Origin of the sequence: Vibrio sp. 10N.286.51.B11, from assembly GCF_041469245.1 — a bacterium.
Taxonomy (GTDB): Bacteria; Pseudomonadota; Gammaproteobacteria; order Enterobacterales; family Vibrionaceae; genus Vibrio; species Vibrio crassostreae_C.
The window spans coordinates 66,667-82,979 of the sequence record NZ_JBFRKI010000030.1 but is presented as its reverse complement, the minus strand read 5'-3'; the positions used below and the strand labels follow the sequence as shown (position 1 = coordinate 82,979).

Below are 16,313 nucleotides of genomic sequence, written 5' to 3'. Positions count from 1 at the left end.
AACCATCAATAAGATTTACAGGACTATGTTTGTCACTCGGATTCATTCGTTTGACAGAAGTACATGATGGAGAAATACGTTAAAAAAATCACACTAGCCCTAGCGCTTACTATCGCTTTAACGGGTTGTCAGGCAACTCAACGCCAAAACGCGACAACTGGCGAATCTGAGGCTAACTCTGCAACTCAAGGCGCTCTAATTGGTGCACTCGCTGGTGCCGTTGCTGGTGCTGCAACTGGTGACTCTAAAGACCGTGGTAAACGTGCACTTATTGGTGCTGCCGGTGGCGCCGCTGTTGGTGGTATTGGTTACTACTTTGACCGACAAGAAGCTGCCCTTCGTGAAGAGCTAATGAATTCAGGCGTTCAAGTTGAACGTGTCGGTGAGAACCAATTTCTACTTCGCCTAGAAAACGGCATCGGTTTTGATTCTGGCTCTTACGCTTTGGAATCAAGCATTCACAATACCCTTCGCGGCGTTGCTCGCATCCTAGTTGAATACCCAGACACTAGCCTAGTGATTGAAGGTCACACTGACAGCGAATCGACGAACCAAATCCTTTCTGAGCGTCGAGCTGAATCTGTTCGTGCATTCTTGATCTCTCAAGACGTTGCTGCAGGTCGTGCTATTGCTCGTGGTAACGGTGAGCGCTACCCTCTATGTGACAATAACACCTCTCAAGGTCGTGCTTGTAACCGTCGCGTAGAAATTCAAATCTTGCCGCTTAAGTAGCACGATTAAAGCCCAGTCCATCTTTATCTATTGAATTAACCTCTATATAGTTGTTTATCAGTTATGTTACTCATTTAACGTGATAATAATAATCAACGACCATAAAGCGTATTCATACTGACATATCGATTCTGGGCTTTTTTACGAGACTTATCTTTTGCTGATCCTATCCAACATTCTGTCATCATCATTTCTTAGAACACTATTTCTAGCCCTCATCTTTTCCACGATTCAACTGTCCACCACACATTTCGTGCACGCAGCAAGCAGTGATGAATTTTCACTAGAATCACAACCTCAAGATCCAGTTTCTCAATACCAATTGGCTCAAGCTTATGAATCGGGTGTCGACGTTCCTGTTAGCACCAGTGATGCATTGTATTGGTACACGCAGTCAGCAGAAAACGGCAACCCAAACGCGCAATTTAGACTGGGTGAATGGTACTTGGCAGGTACAGGTGTTGAACAAAGTAACAAGCTTGCTTTGGAATGGTTTATTAAAGCGGCGTTGCAAGGTAACCAGCGCGCACCTATCGAGGTAGCAAAACTCTACGAATCCTCGCTAGAACAAGACCTCCTTCAACCATTAGATAAAGCGCAGCTATGGTATGAAGCAGCCTTAAAAGATAATCCACAAGCAGAAGAGGGCTACAACCGCATTTTGGAAGCACAATTCAACCAGCAACGTGCAAAACAGATCTCTTCAATAGAACAGCTCGATGACAGCATCGACTCTGAAATAGACACCAGTCAGGGGGTATCTAAGCACGTTCAATCTCACCAAGCATCACGCTCTAACCTCTCCAGTTCTAACCTAACTAGCTCTGACTATATGATTGGTGCTGCGTTGGCCGTGTTGATTTCAATCATCAGCATTATTGCGACGCTCGTTATCTCAAGAAAAAGACAAGCTCTAAAGTCGGGTGATTCGCGACAGCAACAACAATCACTTGAAGCGCAGCTTAGCTCGAAGGACCTTACGATTAAGCAGCAAAAACGCCAGCTGAACACTATGTTCCACGAATTGAAGAAGCAGAAAAACAGCAAAGGTCTGAGTAATTTGCAGGTGGCCTGCGCGCTATTTGGCTACACACCTAGCTCAATCCCCGACCAGAAAAGCATCAAGATCCGATACAAACAGCTATCAAAGATCTACCATCCAGATGGTCACGGATGTGACGAAGAAATGAAACGTTTGAACAATGCGCTAAAAACCATTTTACAAAATGTTACAAAACCGTAAACAAACACACATCTTCATTTTCCTAGATCTCAAAGATATCGATTTTATTGGTGTTGCAATCGATCCCCCTCTCAAAAATGGGTAACAAACTATTAACTAATGGGTCTTACTTGTGTCATAATTTTCGCCGAAAATACACCTGACTTAAACAGGTGAGGAGAGAATATGTTCACAATAGAAGGCGTTTGTGATTGGTGCAAAAAGCCAAGCCTAGTTAAAAAGCACGACTACCTAGATGGTAAGTGTCATCATGCATGTAACGAGTGCAATGATATTGCAACCATTGATGTTCGCCAGTTCAATATTGGTGAAATGGAAATGAGAGCAAAACTCTCCCAAGCGACATTGAGATAAGCAACACCGTGAAATATAAGAAAGCGCCTAAGGCGCTTTTTTTGTGCCTGTGGTTTTAGATCTTCTTTCTTCTTTCTTCTTTCTTCTTTGTTCTCTCTTCTATACAGGTATATACAGTACTTTTCTGCAAAAACCAGTGTATACACCTGTATAAAGCTCACATTTATTCAACTTATGATACAAAACAGCAGATTCATTCAAATTTAATTTATCGAATACTTTCAATGATTTAATCATTTACCATCCATAACCTCAAACGAAATCGTCCAATAATCCCGCAAAAAACGCTTGATCTTATAAGCAACTAAAACTACTGTATACACATACAGCATGTATATAGGGACAGCAAAATGATTCAAGCACACGTTAAAGCACAACACTCTAGCCCGCTAGTTCACTGCGCATTTACATCAGTTTCTCGTAAAAGCAAAAATTCAAACGAGGAAGCGTTGTTTGCAAGAATGGCGTTGCTGTCCAATCAACATCAGTGGTTACTGTTTACGGCTCAAACACCAAGACCATCGGCTAAGCAGCTTAAGCAACATAATGTTTGCTGCGACCGCGTTATTCATATGAAAGCCTCTCATCAAATGACTGAGGTAGAGACTGTCGAGAAAGCAATCCGCTCTAAGAATGCGAGCGCGATTGTTGCAAGTGCATCGATTGATCAGTTCAGCCAACAGTACCTAAGAACATTAGGGTTACGCTTTCAATGTGAAGTCTTCTTTATGGATGCAAATTCAGAGCGTATTCACTAAGCCACCTTGCTTAATAACATTTTGGCTCAAAAACATGGTCCACAAACATAGCTTAATCTTTTAGCTAACAAACTTAATTTAACTTAAGAAACAATTCGCCAAAACACAGTCCAAACATACTGCCTTCCCCTGCCCTACAATTCGCCCATTTTTTAGCGGATTGTTAGGCGGGGGTTTTTATTTAAACAACAGATTTAGCAATCGTTTGCTTTTTCTCTGGAAGCAAATAGTAGATTGGGTATAATGCCCGTCTAATCATGTGCACACCGCACTTCTCTGTATGACGTTTGATAAAAGATAGGAATGTCTAAATGAGCCTTGCTGATCAAGTTCTTGCCGTAAATGATGACCTACCAATCCGTACTGATAAACCTGTCCACAGTGGCAAGGTTCGTTCGGTCTACTGGTTAACTGAAGAAGATAGCCAACGACTAATTAAAGAGAAAGGCTACGATGTAGCACCAGATGCGCCTTTAGCAATCATGGTGATCAGTGACCGTATCTCTGCATTTGATTGTATCTGGCGTGGTGAAGGGAATCTTAAAGGTGTTCCAGGTAAGGGAGCGGCTCTGAATGCTATCTCTAACCACTGGTTCAAATTGTTTAAAGACAACGGACTTGCTGACAGTCATATTCTTGATATCCCTCACCCGTTCGTATGGATTGTACAAAAAGCTCGCCCAGTCATGATCGAAGCGATTTGTCGTCAATACATCACTGGTTCAATGTGGCGTGCATACGCAAACGGCGAACGTGAATTCTGTGGTATCGAGATGCCTGAAGGCCTTGAGAAAGACAAGAAGTTGCCTGAGCTACTGATCACGCCTTCAACAAAAGGGATTCTGAAAGGTATTCCTGGCGTTCCAGAAGCTGACGATGTGAACATCACACGCAACAACATCGAAGATAACTTCGCAGCATTCAACTTTACTCAAGCAAGCGACATCGCGCATTACGAAAAACTTCTTAAAGAAGGCTTCAACGTAATCAGCCAAGCGCTAGCAAAAGTAGACCAAACCTTTGTTGATACCAAATTTGAGTTTGGCTACGTCAACGATACTCAAGGCAAAGAAAAGCTTATCTACATGGACGAAGTCGGTACTCCAGATTCATCTCGCATTTGGGATACTCAGGAATACAACAACGGCAACATCGTTGAGAATTCAAAAGAAGGCTTCCGTCAGTTCTTGCTTAACTACTTCCCTGATGCCGACATTCTTTTGAACAAAGAACGCATGCCAGAACGTGAAGCATTGGCTCGTGACAATGAACTGCCTCTTGATTCGCTAATGTCTCTGTCTCGCACTTACCTTGATATCGCAGCGAAAATCACAGGTGCGGAGATCGTACTGAGCGAAAATCCTAAGCAAGAGATCATTGATGTACTACGCGCTGACTATGGTCTAATCGACTAGTCGCTTAATCTCAAAATAAAAAGCTAGAAAGCTAATAAGCTCGTAAACACAGATTTTAGATACTAAAAGGGCCTCAACATTGAGGCCCTTTTCACGTGTACGTTTTACTATTCCTGAGAGAGGTTATCGGCGAACTGAAGTTACAGCCTAATAGTGAACTCTTCTCCTGAATTACCCGCAATCACTAAATGACTGCGCGATTCAATATACTCGATCTGCTCTTCTTCAAGAGAATATGGCATCACCACTTTGAGCTCATTGATTCCTTCCAGCTTCGCGAGCTTGAGTAAGGTCACAATGTTCGACTCATCACTTTTACGCGTCGACATCGATTTCAATGCCATCTGCCATAAACGATCTTCAGGGCTTGCTAGCTCTTTAATGCTATCTCGCCAGACGGTACTAAACACTGGCGCAATTGTGGTGAGTGCTTCCAGAAAAGTCCATTTTTTACTGCATGAGGCGCCAAGAAATGTTGTGTAATCGAACTCTACACGCGTCTCTTCCTGTTTATCCATGATGTCCCCCGACACTTTGGCAACACAATATACTCAATATCTATCAACTCTTTCTTTATAGCAATAGGATATAGAAGAATAGTCTTTTATGACCTTTTGATTGGTTAAAAAGGCATATAAAAATCAAACTTGTAACAAAATAAGCACTGAAAAATCATATATGCACCTATTTGATTAATATTTTAGAGATAAAACTTATCCATCTATTTGATATCAATTATTCGGCTCGCTTTTTTGTACTGAATACGCCAGCCTGACCATGTCGGCAGCTCCCAACGTTTTGGCGATAACTTTCGACTACCCGATTGATAGTGAACGTAAATCAGCTTTCTCGCAGGCAAGTATTCTACATCGAGTTGCAAGTCGGCAAGGCTCAATGCAAACGGATATTTCTCCGAAAATTCTGAATAGAACCAAGTTGGAATGCCATCGAACGGTATGTCTGCGTGGTCAAACATTTCCAATTCGCTGACATCAGTAACACCTAACACTTCAAGCTGCTCTGTAAACCATAGCTCAAAGTTAATGTTCTCAATTTCTGGTGTGTATTGTGTTTGCTCATCGAGACCGAGTTTCACATACAGTTGCCAGTGTTTGATTTCTTGAGTGCGAACCTTTGCAAAACCGGGAAGCTGAACCCCACTTAACACAAGGTCGACGATAGGTTTTAACGATAGTTGCCCTTCAGCGGCGACGAGTTTGGTTGTAATCGTGCGGCCTGCGTACACCAATGCCATCTCGGTAAAAACACCATCATCATTCACAACGGTTTCGCCTTGCTCCCACTCTCCTAGTTCAGCATCAATGAGAAGCTCAAGAGGAATGGGTGTCGTGACCGTCGCTAAGGTCAGTGTTTGCTTAACGCCTCTTCCCGGCAAGCTGTGAGTATCCAACACCAACATCGCTTGTGCATTATCAGGGAAACGGTTCTGACGACCGAGCACCACTTCTAAAACACCATTGGCAAAGGCTTCTTTCCTTTTCAGTCGGCGCACAAACACCAGTTCAGGATGCAGATTCACAATGGTCTTGAGCAATTCAATGCGTTGGAAACGTGACGCGACTTCTAGCTGAGGAAGTTCAAATACCTCCCGCATTTGCTTCGCCAATCCTTGAGCTTCATTCAGAGCCTGTTGGTCGATGTCTAAATGCGGATATTCTCGACCGCGCACAATCTGAATCAACAGGCTTAAATCACACCCTTCCTTCTCTTGTTGCGCGAGCGCTTCAAGATGTTCTGCATTGTTTGGTAACTGATACAAGCGAGCAGGAACGGACAGCGCCGCAGTGAGATCAACCATCGCCTCTTTTAATGCTTTGGTTTTGATTCGAGTAACGATATCGGCATACAAAGCATCAATCGGCAACGGATACAGCTTTTTACCATGCTCGGTAACTTGATGGTCGGCGTTAATCGCTTCCATCGTCAGCAAGGTTTGAGTTGCACTGTTGAGTGATTTCTCTGGAATAGGGTCAAGGAAGGACAAGCTCTCAAGCGGAGATCCACAACATGCTGCGGCCAACATAGGTTCAGTCAGCTCTTCACGCTGCAATTCAGGCGGTGTGACTAACTCTAACGCCGCATGTTCACCATATAGACGCACGCAAACGCCATCCATTACCCTACCCGCGCGGCCAGCTCGCTGTTTGGCACTCGCTCGTGATATGGATTTAAGCATCAGTGTGGCTCTGCCATTACGCTGAACGGTGCGTCTCTCTAATCCTGAATCTATCACCACGCCAATGTCAGGAATGGTTAATGAGGTTTCTGCAACGTTGGTCGCAAGGATGACCTTTCTCAAACCATTACCTTCAGTATGGATATTCCGACCCGATAACGCTGAATCTCGCTCTTTATCACTGACCGACGCATGCAATTTAACAACTTGGATATCTGGATTTTTCGCTAAGGCTTGTTCGCATTGCACGATCTCTTTTTTACCCGGTAGAAAAACCAACATATCGCCAGAAGAAGCGATCAACTGATGATTAACTTCTTCCACGATGCGCTGCCCTAGATGTCGACTATCAGGCAGTGTTCTGGATTCATTCGCTCTGTGTTCAATCTCAACTTGATAAGTTCGCCCCTCGCAGCTAATTCGATTCGCATCCAAGTAATCAGCAAGACGCTCCCCTTCAATGGTTGCTGAAGTGATCACCAAGCGATGGCTCTCTTTTTGTCTCAGAATCGCCACCAGCAGATCAATGTCCCAGCGCCTCTCGTGAAACTCATCCACCACAATCACATCAAAACTGGCTAATCCGTCTTCTGATAACCAACGCAGCGCGATACCGGGCGTCACAAAAACAACGTTAGTTTGCTCGTTATACTCTGACTCAAGCTTAATCGCATAGCCCACTTTGCTACCCAACTTCTCGCCTGATCGCTGCGCGAGATATTTAGCCAGTGATGTACACGCGATGCGTCTTGGCTCCACCACTAACACTCGTCCATGTTGAGAGGCCCAAAGTGGCAGGCGCGTTGATTTACCTGATCCGGTTTCCGCCTCTACGACAAGGTGAGAATTAGCGATTTGTTCGTGGAATACGTTTTGATAAGCATCGATGGGAAGTAATGACATAAAATGGCGAGTAGCGAAAAAGTGTGAGCAAAGTATAACGAATTATCGTGTTGAAATTCGATAAGTGTGGGACAGAGGTAAGAGTATCATTTTGTTTGCTCAGATCGCGGAGAAACTATTTACAATTGAATAACTAAACCGTTATCATTTTTTAGTTACCCTTTCTCCCATATTAGGCATCCAATGAACAACGATAAACGCCCTCTATATATCCCTTATGCTGGTCCTGCTCTACTAAGTACACCTCTTCTAAACAAAGGCAGCGCATTCTCTGCTGAAGAGCGCAGTTCTTTCAACCTTGAAGGTTTGTTACCGGAAACAACCGAAACAATCCAAGAGCAAGTAGGACGTGCATACAAACAATATTGTAACTTCGAAAGTGATATGGATAAGCATATCTACCTTCGTAACATCCAAGACACTAATGAAACGCTTTTTTATCGTTTAGTTCAAAACCACATCTCTGAAATGATGCCTATCATTTATACGCCAACAGTTGGCGCAGCATGTGAGAACTTCTCAAATATTTACCGTCGTGGCCGTGGTCTGTTTATCTCATACCCGAACCGCGATCGTATCGATGACCTACTGAATAATGCGACAAACCACAACGTTAAAGTTATCGTGGTTACGGATGGTGAGCGTATTCTTGGTTTGGGAGACCAAGGCATCGGTGGTATGGGTATTCCAATTGGTAAGCTAGCACTTTATACAGCTTGTGGCGGTATCAGCCCAGCTTACATGCTACCAATCGTGCTCGATGTGGGTACTAACAACCCTCAACGTCTTGCTGACCCAATGTACATGGGCTGGCGTCATCCTCGTATTACGGGTGCTGACTACGATGCATTCGTTGAAGAGTTCATCCAAGCGGTTCAACGCCGTTGGCCTGATGCATTAGTTCAGTTCGAAGATTTCGCACAAAAGAACGCAATGCCACTGCTTGAGCGCTACAAAGATCGCATCTGTTGTTTCAACGATGATATCCAAGGCACAGCAGCCGTAACGGTTGGTTCTCTACTTGCAGCATGTAAAGCAGCAAACAGCAAACTTTCAGATCAACGCATCACCTTCTTAGGTGCGGGTTCTGCAGGTTGTGGTATTGCTGAAGCTATCATTGCCCAAATGGTGTCTGAAGGTATCAGCGATGCACAAGCTCGCTCTCAAGTTTACATGGTTGACCGTTGGGGTCTGCTACAAGAAGGCATGCAAAACCTGCTTGATTTCCAACAGCGTCTGATTCAAACCAACGAAAACACCAAAGACTGGGAAAGCGATGGCACTGGTTTCTCTCTACTAGACGTAGTTCGCCACGCGAAACCAACCGTATTGGTTGGTGTGTCTGGTGCTCCAGGTCTATTCAGCAAAGAAGTCATCAAAGAGATGAACCTACACAGTGAACGCCCTATCGTGTTCCCACTGTCGAACCCAACAAGCCGTGTTGAAGCGACGCCAAACGACATTATTCGTTGGACTGATGGCCAAGCACTTGTTGCGACAGGTAGCCCATTTGAGCCAGTCGTTCACAACGGCACAACTTACCCAATCGCTCAGTGTAACAACAGCTACATCTTCCCAGGTATTGGCCTTGGTGTATTGGCTGTGAATGCTTCACGCATCACTGACGAAATGCTAATGGAATCAAGCCGTGCACTTGCTACGTGTTCTCCACTAGCAATCAATGGCACAGGTGCTCTACTTCCACCATTGGAAGAGATCCACACGGTATCTAAGAAAATTGCTCTTGCGGTAGGTAAAAAGGCGATTGAACAGGGCGTTGCTCTAGAGATCACTGAAGAAGCACTGCAACAAGCGATTGACCAGCACTTCTGGCAGCCAGTTTACCGTCGCTACAAGCGCACGGCATTCTAATAAAGCGTACTGCGCTTGGAATAAAGAGCGTTAACGACTCTTATATGAGCCTCTGCAATTGCAGGGGCTTTTTTCTTTAAACTGTCTTGTCTTTTTAACTGATTTTTCTCATTTTTATTTGGTATTATCGAGCACTCAAAAATTAATGCTCAGTGAAAGGACCATACCGAGAGTGAAATTTGATTCTCACATTATCCGTAGCTACATAAAAAAAGCTTACAAAAAACTGCAAGGTTTTCTGTTTGGCGCTTTCCTCGTGTTCTTAGTAGGCAGCGCTGCGGTTATTGCGATCGATTATTGGGTTTCATGGCAAGCGGAAGATCGCATCATCTACGATATAGATGAAGTGCCCGAGCTTGAGGTCGCCGTTGTGCTTGGCACGAGCAAATATTTGGGTCGAACACTCAACGACTATTATAAGCACCGAATCGAAGCCGCGATTGAGCTGTTCGACCGTGAAAAAGTCGACCAGTTTCTGTTAAGTGGTGATAACGCTCATCGCTCTTACAATGAGCCGTGGACGATGAAACGCGACTTGCTGAAAGCGGGTGTACCCGATGAACGCATTAACCTCGATTACGCAGGCTTTAGAACCTTAGACTCGATTGTTCGCGCTAAAAAGATCTTCGACACCGACAACTTCCTGATCATTACTCAGAAATTCCACTGTGAAAGAGCACTATTTATCGCTAATTCTTACGATATTCATGCACAATGTTTAGCGGTTTCAGGCCCTACTCATCATTCAGGCACCTCTATCCGTTTGCGTGAAGTTTTTGCGCGTACCAAAGCCTTCTTAGATTTGTATATTATGGGGACAACGCCAAAGTTCCTTGGACCTAAAGAGCCCATTCAATCGAGTCCAAAACCGGAATCATTTCCGATTCCAAACCCTATGACTGACCCCTCTGTAAACCCTGTTGTAGATCCTACAACAAACCCTATTGCAGACCCAGCAGAGACAGATGTGTAGAAAACTACACATTTTGAATTTGTTGCCTCACATTTCCCCACTGTTACACAAAAACACACCAACACGCCTTTATTAACTTAAGTAACATTCTCCCAACAAAGTCTGACCCTACATCAAGCTATATACCTCGAAAATAATAAGCACGACTCAATGAAGTCGTGCACCAATAAAACGAGGATAACAAAAGGAGCGTCTTATGACGGCACTTGTTACTACACTGAAACACTGGTTGTTCACCCGCAACAGCATGATATTAATTGGTAATTTCACGCTATTCGCACTCTTGCTCAACACCCTTCCTTTCGAATCACAAGTCAATACTGGTTTGAGTATTCTCGTGTTCGTTGCGGTTCTATGGTTAACCGAAGCTATTCATGTCAGCATCACCGCTCTGCTCGTTCCACTCTTGGCTGTCTTGTTTGGTGTGTTCAATACGCCCGCTGCATTAGCGAACTTCTCGAACCCAATCATCTTCCTATTCATGGGTGGTTTTGCCCTTGCTGCTGCGCTCAACAAGCAAGAGCTCGATAAGGCGATTGCCGACAAAGTTCTGCTGATTGCAAAAGGCAGAATGTCGGTGGCGGTGTTCATGCTATTCGGTGTGAGTGCAGGCTTGTCGATGTGGATTTCGAACACAGCAACGACTGCAATGATGCTTCCCCTTGTTCTTGGCATCATGAACAAAGTTGACCAAAGTGAAGACCGCAACACGTACGTGTTCGTACTGCTGGGTATCGCTTACTGTGCATCGATTGGTGGTATCGCAACCTTAGTGGGTAGCCCACCGAACGCAATCGCCGCTGCAGAAGTTGGCTTGAGCTTTACTGAGTGGATGGCGCTAGGTCTTCCAATCTCAATGATCTTACTGCCAATCGCGATGATTATTCTTTACGTGATGACTAAGCCAAAGCTTGACCACAAATTCGAGCTAGACCACGCTCCCGTTGAGTGGACAAACAGCAAGAAAATCACACTGTCTATCTTCCTTCTAACCGTAACGCTTTGGATATTCGGTAAACCAATCAACGCAATGATTGGCGGATTCTCTAAATTTGATAGCTTAGTAGCGATTGGCGCAATTGTACTGCTTGGCGCTTCTAGAGCGGTGGAATGGAAAGACGTTGAGAAGACAACGGACTGGGGTGTTCTTATCCTATTCGGTGGTGGTATCTGCTTAAGTAACATTCTAAAAGCGACAGGAACCAGCGTATTCTTAGCACACTCACTAAGCGGATTTTTAGAAACAGCTGGCGTACTGCTTACGATTCTAGCCGTGGTAGCGTTCGTGGTATTCCTAACGGAATTTGCGAGTAACACAGCGAGTGCAGCACTTCTGGTGCCAGTATTCGCAACCATCGCTGAAGCACTTGGTATGTCGCCAGTTATTTTGTCTGCACTGATCGCTGTTGCTGCGTCTTGTGCCTTCATGCTTCCTGTTGCAACACCACCAAACGCAATCGTGTTTGGCTCGGGTCACATCAAGCAGAAAGAGATGATGCGAATCGGTATGGTGTTGAACCTAGTTTGTATCCTAGTTCTGACTCTGTTCGCTTGGATCTTCTGGTAAACACTAACGTTCTATAAGCGCATGCTTACAGGAATGCTCCCCTAAACTGGTTGAACTTCCCCCGGTTCAACCAAGACAAAAATGCCCGTTCAGCGTAAGCAAGCACTGAACGGGCATATAAAAACAAGAAACGCTTTCCCTTTTGGTGGCCCCGCGCCACCTTTTTTGTTTTGGCTTTTGGCTTTTGGGAGAAGAACCATAAAAACGCCACACGTCACATATGCACGTGTGGCTTATAAACTCATCAAAACAATTTTCAGATTAGTGACTCAAGATCACCTGATTTCGACCTGAATGCTTTGCTTGATATAAAGCTTCATCAGCGCGAGCAATAGTCTCTGTCACTCGCTCTTGTTTCATCTCGGCAACACCGATACTGCATGTCAGCGGATCGCCATGAACCCAAAGGTGCTGGCTGACTAAAAGTCGGATTTTCTCGGCCTTTCTTTGTGCTTCGCCAAGATCAGTCTCAGGGCAAAAAACAATGAACTCTTCACCACCCCATCTCACCAACTTGTCGGTAGCGCTGATCGAACTGCCCACCACCATGCTGAACTCACGTAGAATATGGTCACCCATTTGGTGTCCGTACTTGTCATTTACACTCTTGAAGTAGTCGATATCGAGATACAACATACCCAGCTTGCCATGTCCTTGCTTCACATGTTGTGACTGCATTTTCAACCAATCACGAATCGCGTGGCGGTTTAGTATTCCGGTTAACTCATCACGATGGGCCATCTCTGAAAATTCAAAATTCTGTTCTCTCAGTGCGCGATTGACGTTCTTTAAGTGGTGATGTCTTTTCTCTGCGATCACCATGCGTTTTCTTGAACGATGCAATTCTGAAAGTAAGAACACAGTACCTGTTCCGACCCAGGTAAACAGCAAGATCAAGAACAAGCTTTCCGCAGAGATATACGAGCCTTCAAACTCGATGCTGCGAATAACAATTCGATGATGGCCCAGTTTCGCACCAGACGCGGTAGCAAACTCGACCATATTCACATTCGAATATTCAGGTGCAGAGTGCTCTAATGCAATGTCGTTGTCAGCCAGCCACCATGTCATCACTTGCAGATTTTTGATCGGGATTTCAATCACACCACCATCGATTCCTGGAGAAAACTCCATCCCATTGTACTTGTGCGTGTACTCGTCATCAGGAACTGAATAAGCAGGGTTGTAGTTACGTAGATAGGTTCTCAAACGGCCACTAGAGTCAGCCTCCGCATGGTAATCAATGTTCACTCTAAAGGTGTGGTACTGAGAAAGGTCAAGGCCCGAGGTGATGTCAGGGTTGATACGAATCGACAGCCCACAGTAAGGCCACGGATACTCAGATTCTTTAAGTTCACAATCGAGAGTGTACTGTCCATTTTCATAAGATAACTGGGACGTACTGACTCCCCTATCAACTTGATCACTGGTCGCGATAAATTCATATTTATCAGGGGTAATTGCCGTTATCACACGATTTCCGCTCACACGGTAATACTGCACAATGGCAAGCGTTGCGATAACTAGAAAGATAACAATCTTATGGATCCACTTCACGTCTAAGCTTCCTGCTTAATATCCCTATAGTTGGGATTTCACGATAAAAAACAAGTTAGATAAATTAGTGATCTTAATACCAATAAATCACTAAAAAACGTTATATCACGCCCGAACAAAATGTCATACTATATTTTAATGCATGTATTTGCTGTTGATTATTCACGGCGAGAATCAAGTAATATTGCGTATAAAAACAGGCTCTATTTGTTATACTCATCGCATAATCATCGTTAACCGTACTGCCTGCTCACAGCGCAATCGAGTCGACGAAATAATAATCAAAATACAACGAGTAATGTCATGTCTTTATTAGCAAAAGGAACACTCAAAAAGATGAGTGCTTCCCTTGATGGCGCGGTTACCTACCGTTTGCCTGTAGGCGAAGAGTTTGTAGAGCTAAACCCTCTGATTGGTAAAACCATCAACCTTACCCATACCGGCAATATTTTTTGTTGTTCGTGTGGTAAGAAAACCAAGAAAAGCTACTCTCAAGGCCACTGCTTTGTGTGCATGAAAAAGCTAGCAAGCTGCGACATGTGCATCATGAAACCAGAGACTTGTCACTACGATGAAGGCACATGTCGTGAGCCTCAATGGGGTGAAGAGAACTGCATGGTTGATCACTTCGTTTACCTATCGAACACATCAAGCCTAAAAGTAGGTATCACTCGTCATACTCAAATCCCTACCCGTTGGATTGACCAAGGCGCGACTCAAGGTTTGCCTATCTTGAAGGTAAAAACACGTCAGATCTCTGGCCTGATCGAAGTTGAGTTAGCGAAGCACATTGCTGACAAAACCAACTGGCGCACGCTGCTAAAAGGCGATGGCGACGATATGGAGTTGGTAGAAAAAGCCAAAGAACTATTGCCATTGGTTGAAGATAAGATCCAAGAGATCAGAGCGAAGTTTGGTGACGATGCAATCGAGATTCTGAGCGAAAACATCACTTCACTGAGCTACCCGGTTGAGCAGCACCCAGTGAAGATTGTATCGCACAACTTTGATAAGAATCCTGAAGTGACAGGCGTACTTCAAGGCATTAAAGGCCAATACCTTATCCTAGATACAGGTGTGATTAACATCCGTAAATTTGGTTCTTACGAAGTGGAAGTGTCTGCATAACTTGTAGAACTTAAACGTTTCTTATAGTTAGAAGCGCTTAGTGAATAGCCAAAAAATAAAATGCCCTCAAGTGATGACTTGAGGGCATTTTTCGTTGTCGATCCTATTCGCTTTCGATGACGATTTTAGGCGTTAGAGCGCAACCACATCTCCGTCTACACAATTCTTGCCGTTGGCTTTCGCGCGATAGAGAGATTGATCGGTTAAATTCACGAGTGCATCAATCGTGACACCGTCTTCACAGGCTTGGCTATCACTGATTCCGATACTGACACTAGAATTAAATCGTAACTGTTCATCAATCTTAAATTCGGTTTGATTAAACTGCTCTCGGATCTGATCAGACACTTGACGCGAAATCTGAGGCGACGCATTAGGGATAAATACAATGAACTCTTCACCGCCCCATCGACCTGCGACACCGCCCACAGCCTCAACATTACGCTTAGTAATATCAGCCAATGCGCAAATTACCTCGTCACCCACCATGTGCCCGTAGGTATCATTGATCGATTTGAAGTCATCGATATCAAGCAGCATACACACTAAGTGAGTCTCAGAGACAAGGTGCTCTCTCAGCCACTCATAAATCGCCCTACGGTTAAGCAAATCCGTCATTTCATCGTAATTCGCTTGGTGTACCAACTGCTTTTCCAGCATCACCTTTTGAGTCACATCTTCGAGCACAACCTGAACGGCTGGCTGACCTTTCCAAGTAATCGCATTGTCGTAAATATTGAAGAACCGATGAACGCCGTCAAAGCCAATGTTTTCAACCACGGTACTAGTACCTGACAACTCCCCTGATACGATCGCGTGATAGTGCTTGCTGATGCCATCGGCATTCTGTTTTGGTACCAGTTCAAGGATAGAGTCCAGCTCTAATACTTGCTCGATGGAAGCCGCGCCTTGCATGTTGACCCAAGATTGATTAACCATCAGCGGCTTGAAATCTCGGTGAACCAAGATGCCCTGCCCAGATTGCATGATCATGTCGTGATACATCTTATCTTGCTCACGCACCGCATTTTGCAGCTGAATCGCAGGGGAAAGATCGATCACTGTGACTTGCAGTGCAGGTCTTCCCTGCCACTCCGTCACATGGTCGATAGAAAACACGGTGAACTCTCTGCCATTGCGATCAACATTGGTATAGGTGTGAACCTGAGGGTCGCGTTGACCACTGACCGTTTCAAGGTAATTTTGATAGGCGAGAACATGATAATCTTCTGAGATTAGATCTAGAAAGCTATCGATATTAGAAAGTAGTTCTTCGGGCGATTGGTATCCATAGATGCGAGCATAGTTAGCGTCAACACTCACTACATTCATATCTTGAATAGTTATTACACCGTACGTGGATTCGAAATTTATTGAAGACATTGCCAACTCCGCACTCTAGCTACACTTCATAAACTGGAGCATAACAACACATCCTGCCAACGCTTCCACAGAATCTATCACGCGTTAGGGACATTAATATGGTATCTAGTATATCGTACTGTTGCGAGCTTCTCTACAATTCAATCGCTAACACCAGTTATCAAAAGTAGACAAGCATCTCAATCCCATTATTCGCGTCAAAAAACAGAAATAGATAACCTATACCAATGT

Annotated in this window: 12 protein-coding genes and 2 pseudogenes; 10 read left to right on the top strand and 4 right to left on the bottom strand. The window is 44.4% G+C overall.

Annotated features, from left to right (window positions below; genetic code table 11):
- The first annotated feature begins 66 nt into the window (after positions 1-66).
- From AB4154_RS15710 to AB4154_RS15685, 6 genes and pseudogenes are all read left to right on the top strand, one after another.
- Positions 67-732: an OmpA family protein gene (locus AB4154_RS15710; RefSeq protein WP_372123534.1), complete on the top strand. Its 666-nt coding sequence runs from the start codon at positions 67-69 to the stop codon at positions 730-732.
- A 157-nt stretch (positions 733-889) separates the two neighbouring features.
- A pseudogene (locus AB4154_RS15705) lies at positions 890-1,457 on the top strand (tetratricopeptide repeat protein); the annotation flags it as partial.
- An 80-nt stretch (positions 1,458-1,537) separates the two neighbouring features.
- Positions 1,538-1,975, top strand: a pseudogene (locus AB4154_RS15700) (hypothetical protein); the annotation flags it as partial.
- Positions 1,976-2,140: 165 nt separating this feature from the next.
- Positions 2,141-2,329, top strand: coding sequence for a hypothetical protein (locus AB4154_RS15695; protein WP_017059767.1), 189 nt, complete (start codon positions 2,141-2,143; stop codon positions 2,327-2,329).
- A gap of 350 nt (positions 2,330-2,679) precedes the next feature.
- A complete protein-coding gene (locus tag AB4154_RS15690) occupies positions 2,680-3,087 on the top strand; it encodes a SulA-like leucine-rich domain-containing protein (RefSeq protein ID WP_017055178.1) in 408 nt (135 codons plus the stop codon).
- Positions 3,088-3,398: 311 nt separating this feature from the next.
- A complete protein-coding gene (locus AB4154_RS15685; protein ID WP_372123503.1) occupies positions 3,399-4,502 on the top strand; it encodes a phosphoribosylaminoimidazolesuccinocarboxamide synthase in 1,104 nt (367 codons plus the stop codon).
- A gap of 140 nt (positions 4,503-4,642) precedes the next feature.
- Here AB4154_RS15685 and AB4154_RS15680 read toward each other — a convergent pair whose 3' ends face one another.
- Both AB4154_RS15680 and AB4154_RS15675 read right to left on the bottom strand, forming a co-directional pair.
- Complete coding sequence (locus AB4154_RS15680; RefSeq protein ID WP_019821854.1) at positions 4,643-5,020, bottom strand: hypothetical protein; 378 nt, start codon at positions 5,018-5,020, stop codon at positions 4,643-4,645.
- Between the two features lie 203 nt (positions 5,021-5,223).
- Positions 5,224-7,602 (bottom strand): helicase-related protein, encoded by a 2,379-nt coding sequence (locus AB4154_RS15675; protein WP_372123501.1) that lies wholly within the window; start codon positions 7,600-7,602, stop codon positions 5,224-5,226.
- A gap of 183 nt (positions 7,603-7,785) precedes the next feature.
- Between AB4154_RS15675 and AB4154_RS15670 the strand changes: the two genes are divergently transcribed.
- The 3 genes from AB4154_RS15670 to AB4154_RS15660 all read left to right on the top strand — a co-directional run bounded on the left by AB4154_RS15670 (position 7,786) and on the right by AB4154_RS15660 (position 12,014).
- Entirely contained in the window at positions 7,786-9,474 is a 1,689-nt protein-coding gene (locus AB4154_RS15670) for an NAD-dependent malic enzyme (RefSeq protein WP_372123500.1), read from the top strand.
- Between the two features lie 172 nt (positions 9,475-9,646).
- Positions 9,647-10,447, top strand: coding sequence for a vancomycin high temperature exclusion protein (locus tag AB4154_RS15665; protein ID WP_017063589.1), 801 nt, complete (start codon positions 9,647-9,649; stop codon positions 10,445-10,447).
- Positions 10,448-10,643: 196 nt separating this feature from the next.
- Positions 10,644-12,014, top strand: coding sequence for a DASS family sodium-coupled anion symporter (locus AB4154_RS15660; RefSeq protein ID WP_017059762.1), 1,371 nt, complete (start codon positions 10,644-10,646; stop codon positions 12,012-12,014).
- Positions 12,015-12,275: 261 nt separating this feature from the next.
- Here the strand turns inward: AB4154_RS15660 and AB4154_RS15655 are convergent, their stop codons facing one another.
- On the bottom strand, positions 12,276-13,571 hold the full coding sequence (locus AB4154_RS15655; protein ID WP_372123498.1) for a GGDEF domain-containing protein: 1,296 nt from the start codon (positions 13,569-13,571) through the stop codon (positions 12,276-12,278).
- Positions 13,572-13,874: 303 nt separating this feature from the next.
- Here AB4154_RS15655 and AB4154_RS15650 point away from each other — a divergent pair, with 303 nt between their 5' ends.
- Positions 13,875-14,699: a DUF2797 domain-containing protein gene (locus AB4154_RS15650; protein WP_017063586.1), complete on the top strand. Its 825-nt coding sequence runs from the start codon at positions 13,875-13,877 to the stop codon at positions 14,697-14,699.
- A gap of 132 nt (positions 14,700-14,831) precedes the next feature.
- Here the strand turns inward: AB4154_RS15650 and AB4154_RS15645 are convergent, their stop codons facing one another.
- A complete protein-coding gene (locus AB4154_RS15645) occupies positions 14,832-16,082 on the bottom strand; it encodes a sensor domain-containing diguanylate cyclase (RefSeq protein ID WP_017059759.1) in 1,251 nt (416 codons plus the stop codon).
- Positions 16,083-16,313 lie beyond the last annotated feature (231 nt).